The organism is Dyella telluris, from assembly GCF_014297575.1.
Classification (GTDB): Bacteria; Pseudomonadota; Gammaproteobacteria; order Xanthomonadales; family Rhodanobacteraceae; genus Dyella; species Dyella telluris.
The window spans coordinates 2,453,232-2,477,163 of sequence record NZ_CP060412.1; the positions used below are offsets into that span (position 1 = coordinate 2,453,232).

The 23,932-nt window shown below is 65.2% G+C and carries 18 protein-coding genes; 7 read left to right on the top strand and 11 right to left on the bottom strand.

Annotated elements, in window-relative coordinates; translation table 11 throughout:
- Positions 1–196 precede the first annotated feature (196 nt).
- Positions 197–1,840, top strand: a complete 1,644-nt coding sequence (locus H8F01_RS10990; RefSeq protein ID WP_338017298.1) for an LTA synthase family protein — start codon at positions 197–199, stop codon at positions 1,838–1,840.
- Between the two features lie 242 nt (positions 1,841–2,082).
- On the opposite strand, the gene nagA is transcribed toward H8F01_RS10990, so the two are convergent.
- From nagA to H8F01_RS11010, 4 genes are all read right to left on the bottom strand, one after another.
- On the bottom strand, positions 2,083–3,237 hold the full coding sequence (gene nagA, locus H8F01_RS10995) for an N-acetylglucosamine-6-phosphate deacetylase (protein ID WP_187059052.1): 1,155 nt from the start codon (positions 3,235–3,237) through the stop codon (positions 2,083–2,085).
- Entirely contained in the window at positions 3,237–4,271 is a 1,035-nt protein-coding gene (locus tag H8F01_RS11000; RefSeq protein WP_187059053.1) for an SIS domain-containing protein, read from the bottom strand. The genes nagA and H8F01_RS11000 overlap by 1 nt, the downstream gene beginning before the upstream one ends.
- A gap of 53 nt (positions 4,272–4,324) precedes the next feature.
- The gene (locus H8F01_RS11005; RefSeq protein WP_187059054.1) at positions 4,325–5,377 is read right to left on the bottom strand and encodes a LacI family DNA-binding transcriptional regulator; all 1,053 of its coding nucleotides are present in this window, start codon (positions 5,375–5,377) and stop codon (positions 4,325–4,327) included.
- Between the two features lie 87 nt (positions 5,378–5,464).
- Complete coding sequence (locus H8F01_RS11010; protein ID WP_187059055.1) at positions 5,465–6,751, bottom strand: sugar MFS transporter; 1,287 nt, start codon at positions 6,749–6,751, stop codon at positions 5,465–5,467.
- A gap of 422 nt (positions 6,752–7,173) precedes the next feature.
- Here H8F01_RS11010 and glk (H8F01_RS11015) point away from each other — a divergent pair, with 422 nt between their 5' ends.
- Both glk (H8F01_RS11015) and H8F01_RS11020 read left to right on the top strand, forming a co-directional pair.
- Positions 7,174–8,259, top strand: a complete 1,086-nt coding sequence (gene glk, locus H8F01_RS11015) for a glucokinase (RefSeq protein WP_187059056.1) — start codon at positions 7,174–7,176, stop codon at positions 8,257–8,259.
- 91 nt (positions 8,260–8,350) lie between these two features.
- Complete coding sequence (locus tag H8F01_RS11020; RefSeq protein ID WP_425490104.1) at positions 8,351–11,122, top strand: TonB-dependent receptor; 2,772 nt, start codon at positions 8,351–8,353, stop codon at positions 11,120–11,122.
- A 56-nt stretch (positions 11,123–11,178) separates the two neighbouring features.
- On the opposite strand, the gene pcp is transcribed toward H8F01_RS11020, so the two are convergent.
- From pcp to H8F01_RS11055, 7 genes are read right to left on the bottom strand one after another with little or no spacing between them, the layout of a single operon-like run.
- Positions 11,179–11,832: a pyroglutamyl-peptidase I gene (gene pcp / locus H8F01_RS11025; protein ID WP_187059057.1), complete on the bottom strand. Its 654-nt coding sequence runs from the start codon at positions 11,830–11,832 to the stop codon at positions 11,179–11,181.
- A gap of 28 nt (positions 11,833–11,860) precedes the next feature.
- Positions 11,861–12,835 (bottom strand): 5-oxoproline transporter, DUF979 family subunit, encoded by a 975-nt coding sequence (locus H8F01_RS11030; protein WP_238481224.1) that lies wholly within the window; start codon positions 12,833–12,835, stop codon positions 11,861–11,863.
- The gene (locus tag H8F01_RS11035; protein ID WP_187059058.1) at positions 12,832–13,518 is read right to left on the bottom strand and encodes a DUF969 domain-containing protein; all 687 of its coding nucleotides are present in this window, start codon (positions 13,516–13,518) and stop codon (positions 12,832–12,834) included. Before H8F01_RS11035 ends, H8F01_RS11030 begins: the two co-directional genes overlap by 4 nt.
- Positions 13,515–14,306 (bottom strand): LamB/YcsF family protein, encoded by a 792-nt coding sequence (locus H8F01_RS11040; RefSeq protein ID WP_187059059.1) that lies wholly within the window; start codon positions 14,304–14,306, stop codon positions 13,515–13,517. The genes H8F01_RS11035 and H8F01_RS11040 overlap by 4 nt, the downstream gene beginning before the upstream one ends.
- On the bottom strand, positions 14,303–15,286 hold the full coding sequence (locus H8F01_RS11045) for a 5-oxoprolinase subunit C family protein (RefSeq protein ID WP_187059060.1): 984 nt from the start codon (positions 15,284–15,286) through the stop codon (positions 14,303–14,305). The genes H8F01_RS11040 and H8F01_RS11045 overlap by 4 nt, the downstream gene beginning before the upstream one ends.
- Positions 15,283–15,993: a 5-oxoprolinase subunit PxpB gene (gene pxpB / locus H8F01_RS11050; protein WP_187059061.1), complete on the bottom strand. Its 711-nt coding sequence runs from the start codon at positions 15,991–15,993 to the stop codon at positions 15,283–15,285. The genes H8F01_RS11045 and pxpB overlap by 4 nt, the downstream gene beginning before the upstream one ends.
- Positions 15,990–16,130: a hypothetical protein gene (locus tag H8F01_RS11055; protein WP_187059062.1), complete on the bottom strand. Its 141-nt coding sequence runs from the start codon at positions 16,128–16,130 to the stop codon at positions 15,990–15,992. Before H8F01_RS11055 ends, pxpB begins: the two co-directional genes overlap by 4 nt.
- 528 nt (positions 16,131–16,658) lie before the next feature.
- On the opposite strand from H8F01_RS11055, the gene glk (H8F01_RS11060) reads away from it, so the two are divergent.
- From glk (H8F01_RS11060) to H8F01_RS11075, 4 genes are all read left to right on the top strand, one after another.
- Positions 16,659–17,630: a glucokinase gene (glk, locus tag H8F01_RS11060; protein ID WP_238481225.1), complete on the top strand. Its 972-nt coding sequence runs from the start codon at positions 16,659–16,661 to the stop codon at positions 17,628–17,630.
- Between the two features lie 132 nt (positions 17,631–17,762).
- The gene (locus H8F01_RS11065) at positions 17,763–20,717 is read left to right on the top strand and encodes a TonB-dependent receptor (protein WP_187059064.1); all 2,955 of its coding nucleotides are present in this window, start codon (positions 17,763–17,765) and stop codon (positions 20,715–20,717) included.
- A 202-nt stretch (positions 20,718–20,919) separates the two neighbouring features.
- The gene (locus H8F01_RS11070; protein ID WP_187059065.1) at positions 20,920–21,954 is read left to right on the top strand and encodes a cupin-like domain-containing protein; all 1,035 of its coding nucleotides are present in this window, start codon (positions 20,920–20,922) and stop codon (positions 21,952–21,954) included.
- An 87-nt stretch (positions 21,955–22,041) separates the two neighbouring features.
- Complete coding sequence (locus tag H8F01_RS11075) at positions 22,042–23,925, top strand: glycoside hydrolase family 9 protein (protein WP_238481226.1); 1,884 nt, start codon at positions 22,042–22,044, stop codon at positions 23,923–23,925.
- The last annotated feature ends 7 nt before the right edge of the window (positions 23,926–23,932 follow it).

Consider the following 23,932-nt stretch of genomic DNA (forward strand, 5'->3'; position numbering starts at 1 on the left):
CTGAACCGCATGGTGGCGCCGTTTGGCCGTTGCCGTCCATTGTGCATGTGACGGCGGCAAGACCGTAGAATTGCACCCAGATGACACCGGGCCAAATCAGGGGGCCTTGCCTTACATGCCGCAACAACCGCTTCGCTTCCTGCGAAAAAGTGGGCCTTGGCTGATCGCCGCAGCCTTCTTCTTGTTTTGCATCAACATGACCGCGCTGCGCGAGCCCGCCTTGCTGCAGCAGGGTTTTGTGATCGCGCTGATGGTGTGCGCGTTCGGCATGCTGCTGTCCGCGTTTGCCCGTCCGGCCACGGCACTGGTGGTGAGCGGCGGCCTGTTCCTCGGGCTGAACTTCCTGTCCGTGATGAAGCTGCGTTACCTCGATTCGCCGCTGATGCCGGCGGACTTCATCTATTACGCGCGCAGCAGCCTGCTCGAAACCCTGCGCCATTACCCGCACCTGTGGCTGCTCACGCTGGGCGTGTGCGTGGTGACACCGCTGGCGTTGTGGGCGGTATGGCGTTTCGATCGTCGCCTGCTGGCGCAGCAAAGCCCGCGTCGCGCGTGGACGATGCGCCTGGGTGGCGTGGCGGTGTGGGCGTTCGCATTCTGGATCTGCCTGCTGCCCAACGGCCCGTTCGCCGAGGTGCATGCGAAAAACGTGTGGGAGAAACTTTCCGACGACGCGCAGATCACCAACTTCTTCGTCAACTTCAGCGACTCGGACATCCGCCTGCCGGCACTGGGTGACGACGCGCAGGCCGAGCAGGACTGGGGCAGCACCGCTTCGGGCGAACCGGCCGCCGAGCCGCGCTCGCCGGAGTCGTACCCGGACATCGTGCAGGTGCTGGAAGAAAGCACCTTCAACCCGTCCAACTTCACCCAGTGCAACATCCCCGAATGCCGCGTGGCGATGTTCAAGCCTGACGTGCGCACGCGTGCCACCGGCCCGATGCGCGTGCATACCTTCGGCGGCGGTACCTGGGTGAGCGAGTTCGCCACGCTCACCGGCATGCCGCAGGACATCTTCGGCCCGGGCGGCATGTATGCGCCTTACGTGCTGGCGCCCCACGTGCAGGACAGCCTGCCGCGCCAGCTGCAGCGCCTGGGTTACCTCACCGTGGCGATCTATCCGACCAACGGTTCGTTCCTCAATGGTCGCAACGCCTATAAGGCGTATGGCTTCGACCAGTTCTACGACGCCGGCCAGCTGGGCCTGGAAGAGTGGGAGGAGACCGACAAGCAGATGTTCGACGCCGCCAAGCGCGTCTACGACAAGGTGAAGAAGCCCGGCCAGCCGGTGTTCGTGATGATCCTGACGCTGGCGCAGCACGGCCCGCACGATACCGATCCGTTGTCCGCGCTGCCGCCGCCGTTCAACAAGGGCGTGCTCAAGGGCCTGCCGACGCGCGAGTCGATCAACTTCAACACCTACCTGTCGAACCTGCACAACTCCGACGCGGCCATGCACGGGCTGGAGCACGACTTCCTCGACCGCCCGCAGCCCACGGTGCTGGTGCACTTCGGCGACCACCAGCCGTCGTTCAGTGGCCTGATCAAGGACATGCCGCGCACGTGGCCGGAGGGGCTGTCCTCGTATAAGGACTACCTCACCTATTACATGATCAAGAGCAACTTCCAGGGTGCCGCGCTGCCGAAGTACCCGATGCTCGACATCGCACTGCTGCCGAGCATGGTGCTGCAGGCCGCGGACTTGCCGACCGACCCGTACTTCTCCGCCGCCATCTCACTGCGCACGCGCTGCAACGGCCTCTACACCGATTGCGCGCAGCCCGGCCTGGTGAAGTCGTATCACGCCTGGATCTTCAACCGGCTGCACGTGTACGAGTAAGTGCAGCGTTGCCGTCACTGCGTCTCGGGGAGCGCACCTTGTGCGCAACGCCCTGATAGGGCGGTGAGATGGGAGCGCTGCGATCGCGCAAAGGGTGCGTTCCCACCATGGATACGCCGCGCTTCGGTTCTTTTGTTGGAGCGCACTTGTGCGCGACCGCGGTGTAACGGGCTCACCGCTCCGTCCGGTTGTCGCGCACAAGTGCGCTCCTACAAAGAAGGCCAGAACATCCGGGGCGTGGCTCAGGCGTCGTAACGCACGCCCGAGATCCAGGTTTCCTTCACCACCAGACCATCGTCCAGCACGGCGAAGTCCGCGCGCTGTCCGGCCACGAGGCGGCCGTGCGTGCGATCAAGCCCCAGCCACGCCGCGGGATAGGCACTGGCCATGCGCGATGCCTCGGCCAGCGGCAGGCCGACCATGTCCACCAGGTTGCGCACGCCGGTGGCCATGTCCAGCGCCGAGCCGGCAAGCACGCCCGCGTCGCTCTGGCAGATACCGTCGCGCGCGATGATGGTCTGGCCGTTGAGCACGTACTCCGGGCTGTCCGAGCCCACCGGCGGCATCGCGTCGGTGACCAGCACGCTCTTGCCCTTGGCCTTGGCCGCAATGGCCACGCGCAGCGCGACCGGGTGCACATGGTGGCCATCCACGATCAGGCCACACCAGCTGTGCGGATCGTCCAGCGCCGCGCCAACCACGCCGGGCTCGCGGCTGCCGAGCGGCGTCATGGCGTTGTACAGATGGGTGAAGCCGCACACGCCGGCATCCAGCGCAGCGCGCGTGCCGGCGTAGGTGGCAGCGGTGTGGCCGGCCACCACCAGCACGCCGGCTTCGCTGAGCTGGCGAATGGTGTCCAGCGGCACTTCTTCCACGGCCAGCGTGAGCATCACCACGCCACGGCGATTGCGCGTGATGGCGGCGAGGTCCTCGGCGCTGGGCAGGCGGAACAGGCTGGCGTCGTGGATGCCCTTGCGCGCGGTGGCGAGGAATGGGCCTTCCAAATGGATGCCGAGCACGCCCGGCACGCCTTGCTCGATGGCCGCGTCCACGGCGTCGAGCGCCTTGCGCATCACGTCGGACGTGTCGGTGATCAGCGTGGGCAGGAAGCCGGTGGTGCCGTACTTGCGGTGCGCCGCGCCGATGGTGGCCAGCGCTTCCACGGTGGGTTCGGCATTGAACAGCACGCCGCCGCCGCCGTTGACCTGCACGTCGATGAAGCCCGGCAGCAGCAGGCGACCCTTGAGGTCGTGCTGCTGTGCGCCGGTCACGCGCGGATCGTCGCTGTGCACGATGGCTTCGATGCGCTCGCCGCGCACCAGCACCACCAGCCCGTCGCGCGGGCCGTGGTCAGTGAGCACGCGACCGTTGACGAGTGCGGTGATGGGGGTGGTCATTACATCGTCTCCGTGACCTTGCGCAGGTGCGGCGGTACGTCCGGGTCAAAGCCGCGCGCCAACGACAACTCGCTGGCGGCGCGATAGAAGCTCTGCACGGCCAGCAGCGGCGTCACCATCGGCGATACGCCATCGGGGAGCGGCAGCTTGTCCGGATCGTGGTTGCCCGGCGCGGCGATGAACACGCGTGCACCGCGTGCGCGGAATTCGTTGGCGACGGCAATGGTGTTGTCCTGCGTGCCATCACCCTGCGCGAAGAACAGCACCGGAAAACCTTCGCCCACGATGGCCATGGGGCCATGCTTCACTTCGGCGGCGCTGAAGGCTTCCGCGTGCAGGCCGCAGGTTTCCTTGAGCTTGAGCGCCGCTTCCAGCGCGGCGCCGAAACCGTAGCCGCGGCCCACCACGAACAGGCTGCTCGCCTTGGTGAGGCCTTCGACCATCGGGCTCCAGTCGCAGTCCCAGCCGCGGCGCAGATCGTCCGGCAGGCGTTCGGCGATGCCGTGCAGTTCGGCGTCGTTGCCCCAGTGCGCGGTCAGCTGCAGCACGGCGGCGAGCGTGGCGAGGTAGCTCTTGGTGGCGGCCACGCTCAGCTCCGGGCCGGCGCGCAGCGGCACGAAGGTGTCGGCCATCTGCGCCAGGGGGGAGTCTTCCACGTTCACCAGCGCCACCACGTGGGCACCGGCGTCCTTGGCGGCCTGCGCGCTGCGCAGCAGGTCAGGGCTCTTGCCCGACTGCGAGATGGCGATGAACAGCGCGCCGTCCAGGTGCAGGTCGGCATCGTAGATGGAGGAAATCGACGGCGAGGCCGAGGCCGTGATCAGGCCCAGGCGGGTCTCGAACACATACTTGGCGTAGGCGGCAGCATGGTCGGAGCTGCCGCGTGCACAGGTGACGATGAAGCGAGGCGGCTTGGCCCGCAGCTGTTCGCCGAGCTTCGCAAGGATCGGCGCGTTCTCACGCAGCTGGCGCTCGACCACGGCGGCCGCTTCATGGGCCTCGCGGTACATCAGGGTGGAGCTGGCTTGCTTCATCGTCTATCTCTTGGCATGCGTGTGGGCGCACACCGCACGACTGAGGTGCGTCCTCAGCCCTTGCGTGGCGTTGGGGTTTGCGGCGGCGCGGTAGAGCCGCGCACGACCAGTTCGGGTACGAAACATTCGCTGTGCGGCAATTCCACCGCCGCACCGGACTTGCGTTGCAGTTCGGCCATCAGTTGCAGCGCCGCGTGGCGGCCGATGTCGCTGGTGGACTGGCGCGCGGTGGTCAGCGCCGGCCATGCCTGCTTGGAGAACGGGCTGTCCTCGAAACCGGCAATGGAAAGATTCCACGGCACGTCCATGCCGCTGGAGCGGGCAGCGGCGAGCACGCCGGCGGCGATTTCATCGTTGCTGCCGAAGATGGCGGTCGGCGGATCCTTCAGCGCGAGCAGCTTGCGTGCGCCGCGGAAACCGTCGTCGAACGCGTAGCGGCCGGGCAGCACCAGCTTCTTGTCCATCGGCAGGCCATAGTCGCGCAGCGCGTCGGCATACCCCTGGTAGCGCTCCGGGCTGGAACGGTGGTGCGGTTCGCCCCACAGGAATCCGATGCGCTTGTGGCCCATCTGGATCAGGTGTTCGGTGATCGCATAGGCCGCACTGCGGTCGTCGATGTAGACGCACGGCGCGCCATCATGGGGATCTTCGCGCGAGGAAATGATGCGCACGAAGCTGATGTCGTTTTCGGTGAGCGTGTTGATCAGCTCGGCCTGTTCGGACATCGGCGGCGCCAGCACCAGGCCGGCCAGGCGATTGCGCTCCACCAGCGAGCACAATTCCTGCGCGAGGTCCGGCGAGGTGGAATCGCAGGGATGGATGAGCAGGCCGAAACCGCGTTCGCGGCAGGCGGACAGCACGCCGTCCTGCATGCTGATCACGTAGTGCGCGTTCGGATTGTCATACACCAGACCGATGGCGTAAGCATGCGTACTGCGCAGGCCGCGTGCGGACGGGTTGGGCTGGTAACCCAGCGCCTCGATCGCACGCTCGACCTTCTCGCGCGTGTCGGCCCGCACCGAAGCCTCGCGGTTGATCACGCGCGAGACGGTCTTGAGCGAAACGCCCGAACGTTTGGCGACGTCCTTGATGGTGGGGTTGCGCAACGTGAAAACTCCGGCAATACAGAAAGTGGTGGCATCGTAGCCCAGCAGGCCTGGCCTGCGGATGGCGCGCCGTGCGCGCCACCGGGCTCAGTGCGTCTGCTGACCGACGCGGTGCCCCCTCAGGCCGTAGTACAGGATGTACAGGTAGCAGGGCACCATCAGTGCCATGAATACCAGCTGGAAGTTGAAGTGCTGTTTCAGGTGCACGAACAACTGCGGCACCAGCGCGCCACCCACGATCGCCATGATCAGCATGGCCGAACCGCGCTCGGTGAGGCGGCCCAGGCCGTGGATGGCCAGCGGGAAGATCGCCGGCCACATCATGGCGTTGGCAAAGCCCAGCGCGGCCACGAAGCCCACCGACGTGTGGCCCGTGGTGAAGTACGCGCCCAGCGTGAACAGCACGCCCAGTACGGCCGACACCGCCAGGTAGCTCTGCTGCGAAATGAAGCGCGGAATCAGCACCAGGCCGGCGAGATAACCACCGAGCATGGCAATCAGCGTGTACGAGGTGAAGTGCTTGGTTTCATCCAGCGGCAGGCCGAAACCCTGGCCGTAGGTGCCGATGGCGTCGCCCGCCATCACTTCCACGCCCACGTAGAGGAACAGGCACAGCACGCCCAGCCACAGGTGCGGGAAGCTGAAGATGCCGCCCTTGGCATGGCCGATGTCCGATTCGGCATTGGCGCCGGATGCCTTGATCTCCGGCAGCGGCGAGCGGATCACCCAGATCGCCAGCAGCACCAGCAGGCCGGCCATGATCATGTAAGGCATGTGGATCTTGGCGGCGAAGGCGTTGAGCAGGGCTTCCTTCGCTTCCGGCGTCGGTGCGGCTTTTACCTGCGTATCGAAGGTGTCGATACCGCTCAGTACCAGCGCGCCGAACACCGCCGGCGCCAGCGCACCCGCCACCTTGTTGCAGATGCCCATGAAGGCGATGCGCTGCGCGGCGCTGTCGATCGGGCCCAGGATGCTGATGTACGGATTGGACGCAGTCTGCAGCAGCGCAAGACCCGCGCCGATCACGAACAGGCCGCCCAGGGCGGGGTAGAAGATGCGCATGCTGACGAACTGGCCGAAGATCACGGCGCCAATAGCCATTACGAACAGGCCCAGGCCCATGCCCTTCTTCATGCCGGTGCGGCGAAGCACGCTGGAGGAAGGAATGGCCAGGAAGAAATACGAGAAATAGAACACCAGCGGCACGAAGAACGCGGACACGTCATCGACGTTGAAAGCGAGCTTCACGAAGGTGATCAGCGGCCCGTTGAGCCAGGTGACGAAACCGAAGATAAAGAACAGCACGCCGATGATGAGCATCGGCACCACGCTGGATGAGCGTGACTCGCCGGCGGCAAGCGTAGTGGCAGACATGGATCGACTTTACTCCCCGCGGATTGCCGCTGAACGACGGACCTGGAGCGGTCCGTACTCCCCCGAAAGACCTTTTATCGACGCTATGCGTAACGTTGTCAAATTTTGACACGACCGAGCCAAGGAATGGCCCGCGCAAGCTTGGCCGCAATGACCCCCTTTTCTGCGCGCTCTGCTGCGCCGCCGCAGGCGTGGATTGTCAGCAGTGCATTGCTTTCGGATGGACAAAATATTCTTTTTTAACAACATGTTGCGTAGCAGCATGTTCTTGCGGGAAGGGCGTCATTTGCTGCGATTGCTGGCCTGCGCCAAATCGTTGTTTCGCATGATAAAACGTTCTGTTGACAACGTTGTCATTACGGGACGAGACTCGGGCCAAACCGGGCCTTCAGGGGGCTGTGCGGTACCGGCGTGACGAGGGGATGGCTGTGTCGCAAAGCGGCAACCACAACCTGGGCGCGCGTCCCTTGCCTCTGCTGCGGCGAGCCTTCCTTGCTGCGGACGTCGGGGGCACGCATGCACGCATCGGACTGGTCAGTCGCGAGCCGGACGGCACGCGCCCGGTGACGGTGCTGCAGTACCACCGCTACGCGTGCGCGGACTGGCCGAGCCTGACGGCGGTGCTGCAGGACTTCGTGGGCCAGCTGGATCGCTCGGTGCACGTGGATCGCTGCGCCGTGGCCAGCGCCGGCTATGTGCTGGGCGATGCCATCGTCAACGACAACCTGCCCTGGCCCGTGTCCATCCGCGACATCCGCGACAGCCTTGGCATCGAACAGCTGGCCGTGGTCAACGACTTCGAAGCGGTGGCCTACGCCACCCAGTTCCTCAGCAACGCCGACACCACCGCAGTGATTGAAAGCGAAGCGCCGCCCGTCGCCGGTCCGGTGCTGGTGATGGGCCCGGGCACCGGCCTGGGTTCGGCCGTGCTGCTGCCCGGCCAGCCGCACGCCACCGTGCTGGCCACCGAGGCCGGCCAGATCGCCCTGGCACCGGGCAACGAACGCGAAATCGAGATCCTGCGCTACCTGGCACGCGACCGTGCCTACGTATCCTTCGAACACGCCCTCTCGGGCCCGGGCCTGCTCAACCTTTACCGCGCCCTGCGCGCGCTGCGCCACCAGCCGCCGGTCTTCACGCAACCGGCCCAGGTGACGCAGGCAGCGCTGGAGCGCAGCGACGACGCGGCGGTGGAAGCGCTGGATGTTTTCTGCGGCCTGCTGGGCAGCTTCGTCGGCGACCTGTGCCTGCTGTACGGCGCACGCGGGGGCGTGTTCCTGGCGGGCGGCATTCTTCCGCAGATCCGCGACGTGCTGCTGACCAGCAGTTTCCGCCAGCGTTTCTTCAACAAAGGCGTGATGCGCGCCTTTCTGCAGCAGGTTCACGTACGACTGATGGAGCACGGCCAGCACGGCGTCATCGGCGCCGCCGGGCTATTTCTCGAACAGCAAGACCGAGAGGGTGATCCACGAAACCCTCGCGCCGGGGAGAACGGAAAACCGAGGTAGTTCCCAACCAACCGGGCCCATGCCCGACCGACACGCTGCAGACCATGTCCCACGGCGTCGCCTGCAGTAAAGCCTTCGAGGGGAGGACGTCATGTCACACAGAAAGACTCTGCTAGCCGCAAGCATCGTTGCCGGACTGTGTATCTCCATGTCGCTCCAGGCACAGGATGCACCGCAGACCGGCACCACCACGCCGCCAGCGACTCCGGGTTCCACCACGCAGCAGACCCCGGACCAGTCGCAGGCCAAGCAGCTGGAAACGGTGACGGTAACCGGCATCCGCGCCAGCCTGCAGCAATCGCTGGACACCAAGCGCAACGCCGATGCCATCGTCGATGCCATCACGGCCGAGGATATCGGCAAGTTCCCGGCCACCAATGTGGCCGAAGCACTGGCGCAGATTCCGGGCGTCACGCTGGATCGGGCCTTTGGCGCCACCCAGCGCGTGAGCATCGATGGCATCGATCCCAGCCTGAACCTGGCGTTCCTCGATGGCCATCCGGTGTCGCAGGCCATGTGGCTGTATGGCGACAGCCCCAATCGCGGTTTCAACTATTCGCTGTTGCCGCCGGAAATCCTGGGCTCGCTGGAAGTGTTCAAGAGCCCGGAGGCACGCCTGCCTGAAGGCAGCCTGGGCGGTACGGTGATCATGCACACCATCCAGCCGCTGGACGTACCGGCGAACACGCTCAGTGGCTCGTTTGGCGTGAACTACAACGACATGGTCGACCAGAGCCGGCCGAATGCGTCGCTGTTCTACAGCTGGCATAACGCCGACAAGACCTTTGGCGCGGATGTGTCCATCCAGCACTACGAGCAGAAGACCGATCGCCAGGGCCAGGAGATCTTCAGCTATACACCGGTGTACCAGATTGCCGAGAAGAACGCGGGGATTGCCGGGCAGGTGGCCGCTGGCCAGCTTCAGCCCACCGATCTGATGCCCACCGAGCTCAACTCGGCCAACTTCCAGCAGACCGAAAAGCGCAGCAGCGTGCTGGTGAACCTGCAGTACAAGCCGAACGATCACTTCGACAGCACGCTCAGCCTGCTGTACATGACCGATCGCCTCGACAACCTCAATGTGTCGATGTACCCCATCGCCGGCTTCAACTTCGCCGGCATCTCGCACCTCAGCTCGGGCAACAACGGCATCGTCACGTCCGGCACGCAGGTGGGTACGCCCTGTTACAACACCACCTCGTGCACCAGCACGGCGGAAACCTTCATGGATAACGACGCACGCAAGTCGTTCATCCGCACCAAGGGCGTCGACTGGCGTGGTACCTACAAGGGCGACGGCTGGCGGCTGTCCGGGCAGCTCGGCATGAGCTCGTCCAACAACGACATCAGCCAGGCCTTCAAGGAGCTGTTCTACGGCGGCGGCTTCAACTGGGACATCAACAAGGGCTTCAACTTCACCGACCTGGCATCGGCGAACAATCCGCAGTACTGGGCGGACAACGACTTCGGCGGCAACATCGGCTACAAGCCGTACAAGGCACGCGATGAATACGCGCAGGTCGACTTCGCCTATGACCTCAATGGGTTCCTCAACAACATCGCGGCAGGCGTTCGTTGGGCCGAGCACTGGGAAAGCCAGTCGTTGCTGATCTACAACGAAGGCGTGCCGAACATGACGCTCAACCAGATCGGCTACGGCGGCCTGACCAACCTGCAGGGTGCGTCCAGCATCGGCCTGTCAGGCAGCTCGGTGCGTCATGTGCAGACGCTGGGCTTCCAGTCCGTCTACAACGCCGTGGTGGATGGCAACACGCTGATCGCCAACGACCCGGTGGACTACTGGGACAACACCTTCAATGTGAACCAGCAGAACACTGCGGCCTATGCACAGTTGAACTACGGCAACGACACCGTGCACGGCAACCTCGGCGTGCGCTGGGTGCAGACCAAGATCAACTCGTGGGGCTACAACGTGCCCAGCACCTGCAGCACCTGGGATTGCGTGTTCCCGCCGGGCTTCGGCTACGTGGGCTCCAGCAGCACGAACAACGAGTGGCTGCCTGCGTTCAACATCGCCTGGAACGTCACCCCGGACGTGATCATACGCGGCGCAGCGTCGGAAACCGAAGCCTACGCGCCGTACAACCAGTACGCGCCGTACTTCGAAGCCAATGACACCGTGCTCACCGCCACGGCCGGCAACCCGGACCTGAAGCCGTATCGTTCGGTGAACATCGACCTGTCCGGCGAGTGGTACTTCAACAACGAGTCCATCGTCGCGCTGTCGGGCTTCTACAAGAACGTGCTGAACTATGTGGTGAACGCGGCGACCACGCAGGGCCGGCAGAACGGTTCGTGGGCCCAGCTGATCCAGGGTTCCACCGGGCAGATGCTGGTGGCCAACGGCCTCTGCACGGAGGCGGGCTACTGCCAGTACAGCGTATCGGCGCCCATCAACGGCGGACGGGCCAAGGTGAAGGGCGCGGCCATCAGCTACCAGCAGGCCTTTGGTGAAAGCGGCTTTGGCCTGCGCGCCAACTATACCTACTCCGATTCGCACACCGCCTCCGGCGGTCCGTTGCCGTACAACTCCAAGAACTCGTACACCCTTGCCCCCTACTTCGAGAAGGGGCCGTACAGCGCGAGCATCTCGTACAACTACCGCAGCAAGTACCTCGCCGGCGGTTACGTGGCCGGTGCGCCCGATTCCTACACCGACAGCTTCAAGGAGCTGGATGCCTCGCTGGGTTACAAATTCAACCAGAACTTCTCGCTCACCTTCGACGCGCTCAACCTGCTCGATTCGACTTACAAGCAGTACTACGGCTCACAGATGATCGAGCTGGCCAACGAATACAGCAGCGGTCGCGAGTACATTCTCGAAGCCCATTTCAAGCTTTGATTTGTTGCAACTCCCCGAACAGGGCCTGGCGTTTTGCCAGGCCCCTTTTTTTTCTGTCAGTCCAGCGTGCCTGCACCGAGGCGTTCGTCCTCGTGCCGGATGGCCGCCACCTCGAGCGCCAGGGTGAGTCCGCGCACCACATCCGCGCCGCTCATGCTGGGTGCCTGTGGAAAGCGTGCCGCCTGCGACGGCAGGTAGGGAATGTGCATGAATCCCGCGCGCATGCCGCGATGGCCGGCGGCCAGATGCAGCATCACGTAGGCCACGTGGTTGCACACGAACGTGCCGGCCGTGTTGGACACTTCAGCCGGTAGGCCTTCCGCCAGCAGCGCCTTGAGCATGGCCTTGATGGGCAAGTTGCTGAAGTAGGCGGCGGGACCACCCGCGACTATCGCCTCGTCAACCGGCTGCGCGCCCGCGTTGTCCGCGATGCGCGCGTCCTGCACGTTGATCGCCACGCGTTCGATCGACAGTCGGCTGCGTCCGCCGGCCTGGCCTACGCCAAGCAGGATCGCCGGCTGCACCTCATCCACCGCCAGGGCCAGTTCGCGCTGCGAGTCGGCGAATACCGTGGGAAGCAGGCGGGACACCACGCGGTGGCCGCCGATGGTCTTGCCGTCCAGCTGGCGCACGGCTTCCCACGAGGGATTGATGTCTTCGTTGCCGAACGGCGTGAAGCCGGTCAGCAGGATGCGCGGATGCTTGCTCATGCGTCATGCCTCGTAGCCATGCCCGTGTTCAGCGGAACACCAGCAGCCACATGAAGAGGAAGGTGGCGACAAAAATGCCGAAGGCGCTCCATGCCTGCGCACGGATCACGCCATAGGGGTTGCGAAGCTCCAATAGCGCGGCAGGCACCAGGTTGTAGTCGGCGGCCATCGGCGTAAGCAACGTGCCGCAATAGCCGCACAGCATGCCCATCGAACCGAGGATGGCAGGGTTGGCGCCGTAGCGATGCACCAGCAGGGGCAGGCCGATGCCCGCCATCATCACCGGGAAGGCCGCGAAGGCATTGCCCATGATCACCGTGAACAACACCATGCCCAGCGCGAACACCAGCAGGCACAAGAAGGCGTTGCCCTCGGGGAGGATCATGCTGGCCAGCGCGGCGATGGCAGCCCCGACGCCGCTCTGCGTGAACACTTCGCCCAGCGCGGCCAGCAGCAGCGGCAGGAGCGCGGCCCAGCCAATGGCATCGAGCAGCCGGCGTCCTTCCGACAGCCCCTGCGGCAACGATGCCTGCGCCACGCGGGAGGCGGCAAGCAAGGCCACCACGCAGGCAAGCGCCAGGCCGGTCAAGGTCATCTGCGGCTTGGCGAACAGCGCGATGCCGCCGACAGACAGGTGCTCGCCAAACAGCGCGACCAGCAGGGTCACCAGGGGAATCAGCAGGGCGGGCACGAACAGCGTGTGGCCCAGGCGGATGGCCGACGCCATGCGTGCCGACGCGCTGGCCGTTTCCGGATGCGCGCGTCGGCGAAGCAGCGGCGCAAGCAGGGCCAGTGCGATCACGGCGACCCCGGCAAGCTGCGATGGCAGCGCGTTGCCTGCCTTCTGTGCGGCCAGCACCATGTCGCCACCGGCGAAGAGAAGGCCCAGCAGTGCCCAGAACGCCGCGCGATAACCCTGGCGCTCGCGGGCATTGCGCCATGCGGTGAACAACAGGAACGCCGCGATCAGCCAGTAGGCGTATTCAATGCGCAGCAGGCTCACGCGTTGCGCTCCGCCTGCGCACGACGCTGGAGTCGTCGCTGGAACAGCCATATGCGCACCGATTGGATCACGAAGGCCGCGATGGCCGTGGGCAGGGCCCACAGCGCGATGGAAAGCGGCGTAAGCTCTATGCCGTGCTGTGCATAGAAACCCTGGATCAGCAGCACGGCACCGAGTGCAATGAACACGTCTTCGCCGAAGAAGCGCCCGATGTTGTCGGTGGCGGCAGCCACGGCGCGCACCTCGTCACGATCCGCGTCAGTCAGGCCGGGGTGGATCTTTTCGGCGGCCGCTTCGCCCATCGGCGCGAGCAGCGGACGCACCGTCTGTGGCGCGCCGGCCACGCCGGTCAAGCCCAGCATGGCGAGCAGTTCGCGCACCAGCAGGTAACCAATCAGCAGGCGCGCCAGCGTCATCCCGCGCAATCGTCCCATCCATTGCTGCGCGTGCTCACGCAGGCCGGCGTGTTCGAGCAAGCCGATGGCGGGCAGGGTGAGCACGAACAGCAGCAGCATGCGCGCCGACACAAAACTCTTGCCCAGCAGCGCGAGCAGGTCGGGCACGTGCAGGCCTGCCAGCAGGCCGCTGGTCAGCGCGGCGCAGACCACCACGGGTACGGCGTTGAAGCGCAGTGCGAAACCGATGACGATGACCGCGACGCCCAGCAGCGGCCAGTAGTTCATGCGTGCGTCTCCGTGGCGTGCGGTGCGGCAATGCCAATATCGGCGGCCTCCAGCGCGACGCGCAGCTGGCGCGCGAAGGCGACCGCATGCGCACCGTCGCCGTGCACGCACAAGGTATCGGCCCGCAGCGTGATCACGCTGCCATCCACGGCGCGCACCTGGCCCTCACGTGCCATGGCCATTGCCTGGGCGATGGCTTCGTCGCTTTCCTGGATCACTGCGTCGGGTTCGCGGCGCGGTTGCAGGGAACCGTCGGAGCGGTAGCGCCGATCGGCGAAAGCCTCGGCGGCCACCGGAATGCCGGCGGCCACGCCCGCATCGACCAAGGCCGAGTTGGCCAGTCCGAACAGGCGCAGGCTCGGGTCGAAATCGTGCACGGCCCGCGCAATGGCGGCAGCCAGTGCGGCGTCGCGCGCGGCCATGTTGTACAGCGCACCGTGCGGCTTCACGTGGCGCAGGCGCGTTCCCGCCGCTTGGACAAAGCCGTGCAGCGCGCCGATCTGGTAGAGCGTCAGCGCGTAGGCCTCGTTTGGCGTCACCGCCATTTCGCGACGGCCGAAGCCCTGCAAGTCGGGTAACGAAACGTGGGCGCCGATGGCGACGTCGTGCTGTATGGCCATGGCCACGGTGCCGCGCATGATGTCCGGGTCGCCGCCGTGGAAGCCGCAGGCGATGTTGGCCGAGCTGACGATGGCGAGCAGCGCGGCATCGTCGCCCATGCGCCAGGCGCCGAACGATTCGCCCAGGTCGCTGTTGATGTCGATGGTCTTGGCGAAGGCGTTTTTCATGCGGGTTCCAGCCGTTGGGCGATGCGTTGAAGCAGGTGTCGCAGCGTGTCGTTGCGCGTGCGCAGACGTTGCAGTGCCTCGTCCATGGTGATCTCCCGGAAGCATACGGTATCGCCCGGCCGGCGCTGCGCGAGACGTGGCAGGTCCACCGTCGCGAGCTGGCCGATGCGCGGGTAGCCACCGGTTACCGGAGCTTCGGCCAGCAGCAGGATGGGCTGACCCGAGGGCGGCAGCTGCAGGGTGCCGGGCAGGGTGGCTTCGGAGACCAGTTCGAGCGGGCGGGCCAGCTGCAGGGCCTGGCCATCCATGCGGCTGCCGGTGCGGTTGCTGTCCTTGCTGACCGTGAAGCGTTGCACGAACAGGCTGCGCTGCGACGCCTCATCGAGAGCGTCGTAATGATGGCCGCGCAGCAGCCCGAACGGCGCGCCGGCGTAGTCGAGCCACGGTTGCGGATCCAGGCCCCAGCGCAGCGCCTGCACGCCGTGTCCGGCACGAAAACAATCGTCGGGTGCGCGCGTGCCCACGGCGATGGTGTCGCCGGCCTGCAGTGCACGGCCATCGAGCGGACCGACATGGGCATGCAGGTCGGTGCTGCGGCTGCCGAGCACGGGTTCGACATCGAAACCACCGCGCACGGCCAGATAACTGCGGCAACCATGCCGCATGCCGCCGAGGCGGAGCTGTGTGCCGGCCGGCAGGAAGCAGCGGGTCCATGGCGGCAGCGTCTGGCCATTCGCGCGTGCTTCGATGATGCCGCCGGTGAGCGCGATCACGGCATCCCGGGTGAACTGCAGCGTTGGTCCGGCAAGGGTGATTTCCAGCGCGGCTTCGTCGGCATGGTTGCCGACCAGCGCATTGGCCAAGCGCCAGGCCGGCTCATCCATCACGCCGGCGCGCCCCAGCCCGAGGCTGGCGTAGCCACGGCGCCCGGCATCCTGCAGGCTGCTGAGCAGGCCGGGCTTGATCACCTCGATACTCATGACGCCACGCCGTTGCCGCTGGCGAGGCGTTGATAGGCGCGCTCGTCGATAGCCTGGAAACGTACGTGATCGCCGGGTTGCAACAGGGATGGCGAAGCGGCGGAGAGATCAAACAGGCGTGCCGGCGTGCGGCCGATCAGCTGCCATCCGCCGGGAAGCGCCTGCGGGTAGATGCCTGTCTGCAGGCCGCCGATGGCGACGCTGCCCGCAGGCACGCTCATGCGCGGCTGGCTGCGACGTGGCGTGGCCAGTGCGGCATCAAGGCCCAGCAGATAAGGAAAGCCCGGCGCGAATCCCAGCATGGCGACGCGGTAACTGGCGCCAGTGTGCCGGGCCACCACCTCGTCCGCGCTCAGGTGTGCAAGCGCGGCCACCTCGTGCAAATCGGCGCCGTCGTAACACACCGGCAGGATCACTTCGCGAGGCATGATGGTGGAGGCCGGTGTGCTCTTCAGGGCGGCAGCGATGGCTTCGCGCAGGCGATGGCCCGTGGTGGCGTCGTCGTCCAGCCATGCAGTGGGGTCAAAGCGCAGCAGCAGGCTCGCGTAGGCGGGCACGCATTCGACGTCGGGAAGCTGCGACCCGATCAGGGCCGCCGCGGCGTGCACCCGGGCGTTCACCGCCGTGTCGATGCTGTTACCGAAACGCAGCAGCCACGCGTCTTCGGCAAGTGGCTCAAGAAGCAGGTCCGTCGGCGTGCCAGTCATGCGGCGCTCCCGCGCGGGCGGGTGACGAGGGCGGGCGTCATGCGGCGCGCCAGCAGCTTCAGCGTGCGGGTGATTCGTGGGTTGCGATGGGTCACCCGGAAAGTGTTGCAGAACGGCCAGGCTTTGCCGATGCGCACTGCGGCACGCTTCCGTCCATCGTGGTAACTCGCGATGGCGAAAGGATTTCTTCACGGCACGGTGAGTGCAGGAAACGTGAACTTGCGACGCGCAGAGATGCGAGGTCTTGCGCGCTCGGCGCCGCCGGGACGATTGGATGCCCGATGCACCAGGCGGCCAGGTGGCGGCCGAAATTCCCCCCGTGGAGACATGGAATGACCTCATAAGGTCAAGCGGGGACTTCGTTGTCGTGGCGCAATGCGAAATGGCCGTCCAGAGCCTTATGTGCCCACGAATAGCTCCTTAAAACAAGGCATTGTAGAAATGTCTCGATGAGACTTTTCCGGGTGTGCCGATGCCTCTTGCTGCCCTGCCGCATAGGCCTTTTTCCTATGTGACTTCTGGATTGTTGACAACGTTGTCAGGCTTTACCCAGACTCCGGCGACATCGGTTCGCGTTCACAGGAACGTGACATCAGCATGACGAGGGGATCGCAGTGGTCGAAGGGGTCAGCCACAGCGCACGCGAGTTCTTGGCGCAAGAAGCCATGTTTCTCGCTGCGGACGTCGGGGGCACGCATGCACGCATCGGACTGGTCAGTCGCGAGCCGGACGGCACGCGCCCGGTGACGGTGCTGCAGTACCACCGCTACGCGTGCGCGGACTGGCCGAGCCTGACGGCGGTGCTGCAGGACTTCGTGGGCCAGCTGGATCGTTCGGTGCACGTGGATCGCTGCGCCGTGGCCAGCGCCGGCTATGTGCTGGGCGATGCCATCGTCAACGACAACCTGCCCTGGCCCGTGTCCATCCGCGACATCCGCGACAGCCTTGGCATCGAACAGCTGGCCGTGGTCAACGACTTCGAAGCGGTGGCCTACGCCACCCAGTTCCTCAGCCACGCCGACACCACCGCGGTGATTGAAAGCGAAGCGCCGCCGGTCGCCGGTCCGGTGCTGGTGATGGGCCCGGGCACCGGCCTGGGTTCGGCCGTGCTGCTGCCCGGCCAGCCGCACGCCACCGTGCTGGCGACCGAAGCGGGCCAGATCGCACTGGCGCCGGGCAACGAACGCGAGATCGAGATCCTGCGTTACCTGGCACGCGACCGTGCCTACGTGTCCTTCGAACACGCCCTCTCGGGCCCGGGCCTGCTCAACCTTTACCGCGCCCTGTGCGCGCTGCGCCACCAGCCGCCGGTCTTCACGCAACCGGCCCAGGTGACGCAGGCAGCACTGGAGCGCAGCGACGACGCGGCGGTGGAAGCGCTGGATGTTTTCTGCGGCCTGCTGGGCAGCTTCGTCGGCGACCTGTGCCTGCTGTACGGCGCACGCGGGGGCGTGTTCCTGGCGGGCGGCATTCTTCCGCAGATCCGCGACGTGCTGCTGACCAGCAGCTTCCGCCAGCGTTTCTTCAACAAAGGCGTGATGCGCGCCTTTCTGCAGCAGGTTCACGTACGACTGATGGAGCACGGCCAGCACGGTGTGATCGGTGCAGCCGGCCTGTACCTGGACGGGCGCACGTAAGACCCAGGGGAGAACGCAGTACCGAGTTTGCACCACACCGTTGCAATGAACCGGGCGCGAGCCCAGACACCACGCAAGCAGTCGGACGACCCACAACTTCCGCTGCCGTAATGCCTTCGAGGGGAGGAAACCATGTCACACCGCAAGACTCTGCTAGCAGCAAGCATCATCGCGGGCTTGTGTCTGTCCGGCGCCGTGTTCGCCGCAGACAACGCCCAGGCCCCCCAGGTGGGCTCGGCCTCCAGCGACCAGGACAGCACCCAGGCCAAGACGGCCGCCGACAAGTCCAAGGTGAAGGACCTGAGCACCGTCACGGTGACCGGTATCCGCAACAGCCAGCAGCTGTCGCTGGACACCAAGCAGGCCGCCGAATCGCACGTTGAAGTGATCTCCGCCGAAGACATCGGCAAGCTGCCGGCCAAGAACGTGGCCGACACCATCGCGCAGATCCCGGGCGTGAACATCTCCGACGCCGCCGGCGCCGAAGGTGGCTTCGACGAAGCCGACCGTGCCGCCCTGCGTGGCGCTGCTCCTTCGCTCACCCTGACCACCGTCAACGGTCATTCGATTGCCTCGGGCGACTGGTTCATCACCGGTGGTGGTGGTTCGCGCAGCGTCAGCTACGCCATGCTGCCGGCCGAAGTGGTCAGCCAGGTGGTGGTGCGCAAGTCTTCCGAAGCCAACCAGCTCGAAGGCGGTGCCGCTGGCTCCATCGACATCCTCACCCGCAAGCCGCTCGAGTTCGCCAAGCCGTTCACCGCGGAAGGCCAGGTGGGTGGCGTGTACTCCGACCTGCCGGGCAGCACCAAGCCGCAGTTCAGTGGCCTGGTGAACTGGAAGAACAACGACAACACCTTCGGCGTGATGGCCCAGGCCTTCTACGAAGAGCGCGAACTGCAGCGCAACGGCCAGGAAATGCTCGGCTATTCGTACATTCCCTCCGGTTCGGCCGCTGCCACGCAGCTGGGCCTGACCGACAAGGGCAATGGCAGCACGGGCGTGTTCTATCCGAACCTGCCGGGCGCCGCCCTGTTCACCCAGACGCGCAAGCGCAAGGGTGGCCTGGTCGACGTGGAGTGGAAGCCGCTCGACAACCTGTCGCTGAACTTCAACGGCTTCTATTCGCACATGGATGCCAGCGACTACAACCGCAACTACATGCTGCGCCTGCGTGACCGCCTGCCGGGTTCGACGCTGTCCAACACGTCGATCAATGACAACGTCATGACCTCGGCCGTCCTCGCACCGCAGGCCGGTGTGTCGCAGGGCATCTACGACATGATTTCCCGTCCGGGCGAGAGCGAATCCAGCCAGTACTACACGCTGGACGCCGACTGGAAGGCCACCGACCACCTGAACTTCAAGTTCCAGGTCGGCTGGACCAAGGGCACCGGCAACACCCCGACCCAGGACATCATGGAGATGGACACGGGGTACGGCCAGGGCTCCTTCTACAAGATGAACGGCCTGGGCACGCCCGCGAACTGGGGCATGACCGGCGTCAACAACGCCTATAACCCGGCCACGGTCGGCCTCGACTGGATCTTCGGCGACCAGGGCATCCACGTGGTCGACAAGGAGCGCTGGTTCCAGGCCGACGGCGAATACGATTTCGACGACGCCGCACCGCTGTCCAGCCTGCAGTTCGGTGCACGCTACGCACGCCACAACCACGACAGCCCGTTTGCGGTCGGTCAGGGTCCGAACTGGGCGTCGGCGGTGGACTTCGGCACCAACTCCCCGCTGTGGCCTGCCTCGACCGGCAACTACCCGAGCAGCTTCGGCAGCGACCTTGGCGTGGGCCAGATGCCCAGCGGCATCTGGTACTGGTCGCCGAGCCAGCTCAAGGAACTCAACGCGTTGTACGCGAACCGTGCCAGCAGTGGCCCGAACTCGCGCTTCTATCCGAATGACATCTATTCGATGAAGGAAGACAACAGCGCGTATTACTTCCAGGCCAACTTCAACGGTGACCGCTGGAGCGGCAACGCCGGCCTGCGCTACGTCGCCACCAACGAAGACATCGGTTACACCGCGGGCTCCATCCAGGAAACCACCCACGGCGGCCAGATGTGTAATTCGCCGTGGTACCCGTGCGGCACCGACGGTTCGGGCGGCTGGTACTGGAACTACTACCAGCACCACTACGGCAAGCTGCTGCCGAGCTTCAACCTGAAGTACAACCTCACCGAAGACGGCAACCTGCTGGCCCGCTTCGCCGCCTCGCAGACCATGACCCGTCAGGACTACGGCCAGCTGGCTGGCTTCCTGTCGCTGAGCGATCCGCAGAAGGAAGGCGAACTGGGTGGCGGCCTGGGTCCGAACCCGTACCTGAAGCCGATGGTGTCCACCAACTTTGATGCAGCGCTGGAGTGGTACTTCGCTCCGCGTGGCCTGCTGTCGGCCAGCATCTACATGATGGACCTCAACAACTATTACGACTACGGCACGGTCACCCAGACCTACCTCAACAACTACCTGACCTACGGCGTCAACAACCCGTCGCACACGCCGGTGTACAGCCAGTACCTGATCAGCCAGCCGGTGAACGTCAACGGCTCGCTGAAGGGTGTTGAACTGAACTACGTGCAGCCGATCGGCGACCACTTCGGCACGCAGCTCAGCTACACGTACGCCAACGGCCACACCTCGGGCGGCACGTACCTGTACAACGGTGACGGCACCTACGGCAACAACGTGGCTGCCGGTACCCGTCCGCTGTACGGCACCTCGAAGAACACGGTCAATGCATCGGCCTACTTCGAGAATGACCACTGGAACGCCCGCCTCAACTACACGTACCGCTCGTCGTTCTACGACGGCATGATGCCGGTCACCGCAGGCACGCTCGGCAACACCATGCCGCTGCTGCCGTACTACCAGGCGGGCACGGGCTACCTGTCGGCATCCATCGGCTACACCCTCAACGAGCACATCAGCTTCTCGTTCGATGCGATGAACCTCAACAACCCGACGCTGCGTTACTACGTGTATGGCCACCAGGCCGGCCTGAACTTCGGCAAGGTGCCGGAAGCGTTCTACACGAACGGTCGCCAGTACTACCTGACGGCGAACTTCAAGTTCTAAAGCTTCTTCCCGCCAGGGACCTGGCACGATTGCCAGGTCCCTTTTTTCCCAGGCAGTTCGATGGGAACGAATGGCAGGTAACGGCTGAGATGTCATCCACTGCGATGTCGGGTCACCGGCATCGCAGTTTTTGTATCACTTGCCGCCTTTTGTGCGATGGCGTTGCTATGGTGCATGGACCATGCATCGCGGAGGACGGGTCATGAGCGAACATGCCGAAGACGTACCGGCACCCCAGCCCATCGAGGAATACCAGGCCGTACCCGGCCAGCCATTGCGCCTTGAAGACCTCATGGGTCGCCATCGCCCGCTGGTCATCCGCGGCCTGGTGCGTGACTGGCCCGTGGTGAAGTGGGCGAAAGAGTCCGACACCGCCTTTGCGCAAGGCATGGCCCAGTGGGACAACGGCACCGACGTCAGCACGCTGATGGTGGCGCCCGAGGCCGAGGGCATCATCGGCTACACGCCGGACATGAACGGTTTCAGTTACCAGCACTTCAAGGTGCCGGTCACCCTGGGCCTGCAGCGCCTGGCGAAGTACAGCAGGCGACCGGACGCGCCGGGTCTGGTGATCCAGAGCGCCGTGATCCGTGACTGCATTCCCGGGTTCCTGGCGGAACATGCGTTGCCGCTGCTGGCGCCCGGTGTGGAGCCGCGCCTGTGGATGGGCAACAAGGTCACTACGCCTACGCATTTCGATTCGCAGCACAACATTGCTTGCGTGGTCTGCGGCGTGCGGCGTTTCACGCTGTTCCCGCCGGAGCAGCTGCCCAATCTCTACATCGGCCCGCTGGACTACGCGCCCACGGGCGCGGCGATCAGCCTCGCGCGCCTGGACCGGCCGGACGACCCGCGTTTCCCCCGCCTGAAGACCGCGCTGGCGGCGGCGCAGGTGGCCGAGCTGCATCCCGGTGACGCGATCTACATGCCGCCGCTGTGGTGGCACAACGTCGAGTCACTGGAGCAGCTCAATGCGCTGGTGAACTACTGGTGGCCGACGCTCGACGTGGAAGGATCCAATCCCGGTCACGCAAGAGCTGCGCTGTACCACTGCCTGATGGCCTTCCGCAGCTTGCCGGCCGCGGAGCGCGTGAACTGGCAGAACCTGATCAACCATTATGTCTTCGGTGACGAGGACGCCGTGGCGCATATTCCCGAGCATCGTCGCGGCGTACTGGGTCCGCTTACCGCCGAGACGATGGAACTTCTCAAGCAGGGAGCGCGCGCGCACCTGTGAGGTAACCCGTTTCGCTTTGCGCACCGTCGCGCAGTGATGAAGGATTCGTCAGTTGGCTGGCACCCGCAGCAACAAGGATTCGAACTCGTGAAAGCCAGGCTCCTCATTCCGTTCCAGGCATCGGCCAGCGCCACGGGCACGACAAGGTGCCGCCGTCTCGCCATCGCATTGCCGTTGCTCTTCGCGCAGGCGACGCTGGCCTCCGAAGCCAAGGTGCTGGTCGATCAGGTCGGTTACGACACCGGCGCGGTCAAGCAGGCGATCGTGACGGGTGATGCGACCTCGCCGTCGCGCGCCTTTCGTGTAGTGAATGCCGACACCGGCAAGGTGGCCATGCAGGGCATGCTGTCCGGCACCGGCAAGGTGGCGCACTGGGATGGCGAATACGCCGTCGCGGATTTCAGCAGCGTGCGCACGCCCGGGCGCTATGTCGTCGAGCTGCCGATGGACGGCCATGACGTGCGCTCCTGGACGTTCGAGGTGCAGGACAACGTGCTCGAACGGCACACGCTGTCCAACGTCATCTATTACTTCAAGGGCCAGCGTTCCAGCGGCCTGATGGACAAGGCCGACACGCACCTGGCGCATCCGGATGGCACGCCGGGTACGCTCGATATCCATGGTGGCTGGTATGACGCCACCGGCGACTACGGCATCCACCTGTCGCACCAGAATCTCACCAGTTACTTCAACCCCCAACAGGTGCCGTTGGCCGCGTGGAGCCTGCTGAGCACCTGGCGACAGCTGGAAGCGCGCAACGACAAGAACTTCCGCGAGTACAACCGTCGCCTGCTCGACGAAGGCCTGTTCGGTGCGGATTTCCTCGTGCGCGACAAACGACCGGACGGGTCCTTCTACCAGTCCATCGACGCGCCCGGTCCCGGCAAGCTGCCGCAGGATCGCCGTATCGGCGACCCGAACTGGCGCACACAGATCAAGCTGAAGCCGGGCGATCACACCGAGAAGGTCGACCAGCCCGCGCGTGGTCCGCATGCCTACGAAGCCAGCTTCCGCGGTGGTGGCGGCATGGCCATCGCTGCGCTGGCGCTGGCTGCCAGCACGGGTGTGGAAGGTGACTTCGGCACGAAGGATTACCTCAGGGCAGCCGAAGAGGCGTACCGTTTTCTGGACGCGCACAACCGCGAGCTGATCAACGACAGCAAGGAAAACATCGTCGACGACTACTGTGCGTTGCTGGCTGCGGTGGAGCTGTACCGCGCCACGCACGACGATGCCTGGCGCAAGGCCGCCGATGCGCGCGCCCGTCGCCTGATGGGGCGCCTGGTCAGCCATGGCGGCCATCGCGACTACTGGCGTGCCGACGACGGCACTCGTCCATTCTTCCATCCGGCGGACGCCGGCCTGCCGGTGGTGGCGCTGGCGGAATACGCCAGCATCGCCGACGCCACCCAGCAGGCCAGGGTGCGCGAAACCGTGAAGCGCTCGTTGCAGGCCGAGCTGGCGGTAACCGCCGAGGTCAACAATCCGTTTGGCTATGCGCGCCAGCTGGTGCGTGGCGGCGATGGCCGCGTGCGCACGGCATTCTTCTTCCCGCACGATACGGAAGCCGCACCCTGGTGGCAGGGCGAGAATGCGCGTCTTGCCTCGCTGGCGGCGGCTGCGCGACTGGCTGCGCCGCTCTACAACGGCGACACCGCCTTCCAGCAGCAGCTGCAGGTCTACGCATGGAACCAACTGCACTGGATACTGGGCCGCAACCCCTACGACAGCAGCATGCTGATGGGCAGCGGCCATCACAACGCGCCGTACATGTTCTTCGACTCCTACGCGTACACCAATGCGCCGGGAGCGATCATCAACGGCATCACGTCCGGCCTGGACGATGACGAAGGCATCGCCTTTGATCTGGGCTATGCCCAGACAGGCAAGGACGACGATTGGCGCTGGACCGAACAATGGTTGCCGCATGATGCGTGGTACCTGTTCGCCATCAGCCTTCCCCACGACTGACGCTGCA

What these genes read in the sequence shown, in the direction of transcription:
- H8F01_RS10990 (WP_338017298.1), top strand. Translation starts at nt 197, where the DNA reads ATGACCGCGCTGCGCGAGCCCGCCTTGCTGCAGCAGGGTTTTGTGATC.
- nagA (WP_187059052.1), bottom strand. Translation starts at nt 3,237, where the DNA reads ATGACCACCCCCATCACCGCACTCGTCAACGGTCGCGTGCTCACTGAC.
- H8F01_RS11000 (WP_187059053.1), bottom strand. Translation starts at nt 4,271, where the DNA reads ATGAAGCAAGCCAGCTCCACCCTGATGTACCGCGAGGCCCATGAAGCG.
- H8F01_RS11010 (WP_187059055.1), bottom strand. Translation starts at nt 6,751, where the DNA reads ATGTCTGCCACTACGCTTGCCGCCGGCGAGTCACGCTCATCCAGCGTG.
- glk (WP_187059056.1), top strand. Translation starts at nt 7,174, where the DNA reads ATGGCTGTGTCGCAAAGCGGCAACCACAACCTGGGCGCGCGTCCCTTG.
- H8F01_RS11020 (WP_425490104.1), top strand. Translation starts at nt 8,351, where the DNA reads ATGTCACACAGAAAGACTCTGCTAGCCGCAAGCATCGTTGCCGGACTG.
- pcp (WP_187059057.1), bottom strand. Translation starts at nt 11,832, where the DNA reads ATGAGCAAGCATCCGCGCATCCTGCTGACCGGCTTCACGCCGTTCGGC.
- H8F01_RS11035 (WP_187059058.1), bottom strand. Translation starts at nt 13,518, where the DNA reads ATGAACTACTGGCCGCTGCTGGGCGTCGCGGTCATCGTCATCGGTTTC.
- H8F01_RS11040 (WP_187059059.1), bottom strand. Translation starts at nt 14,306, where the DNA reads ATGAAAAACGCCTTCGCCAAGACCATCGACATCAACAGCGACCTGGGC.
- H8F01_RS11045 (WP_187059060.1), bottom strand. Translation starts at nt 15,286, where the DNA reads ATGAGTATCGAGGTGATCAAGCCCGGCCTGCTCAGCAGCCTGCAGGAT.
- pxpB (WP_187059061.1), bottom strand. Translation starts at nt 15,993, where the DNA reads ATGACTGGCACGCCGACGGACCTGCTTCTTGAGCCACTTGCCGAAGAC.
- glk (WP_238481225.1), top strand. Translation starts at nt 16,659, where the DNA reads ATGTTTCTCGCTGCGGACGTCGGGGGCACGCATGCACGCATCGGACTG.
- H8F01_RS11065 (WP_187059064.1), top strand. Translation starts at nt 17,763, where the DNA reads ATGTCACACCGCAAGACTCTGCTAGCAGCAAGCATCATCGCGGGCTTG.
- H8F01_RS11070 (WP_187059065.1), top strand. Translation starts at nt 20,920, where the DNA reads ATGAGCGAACATGCCGAAGACGTACCGGCACCCCAGCCCATCGAGGAA.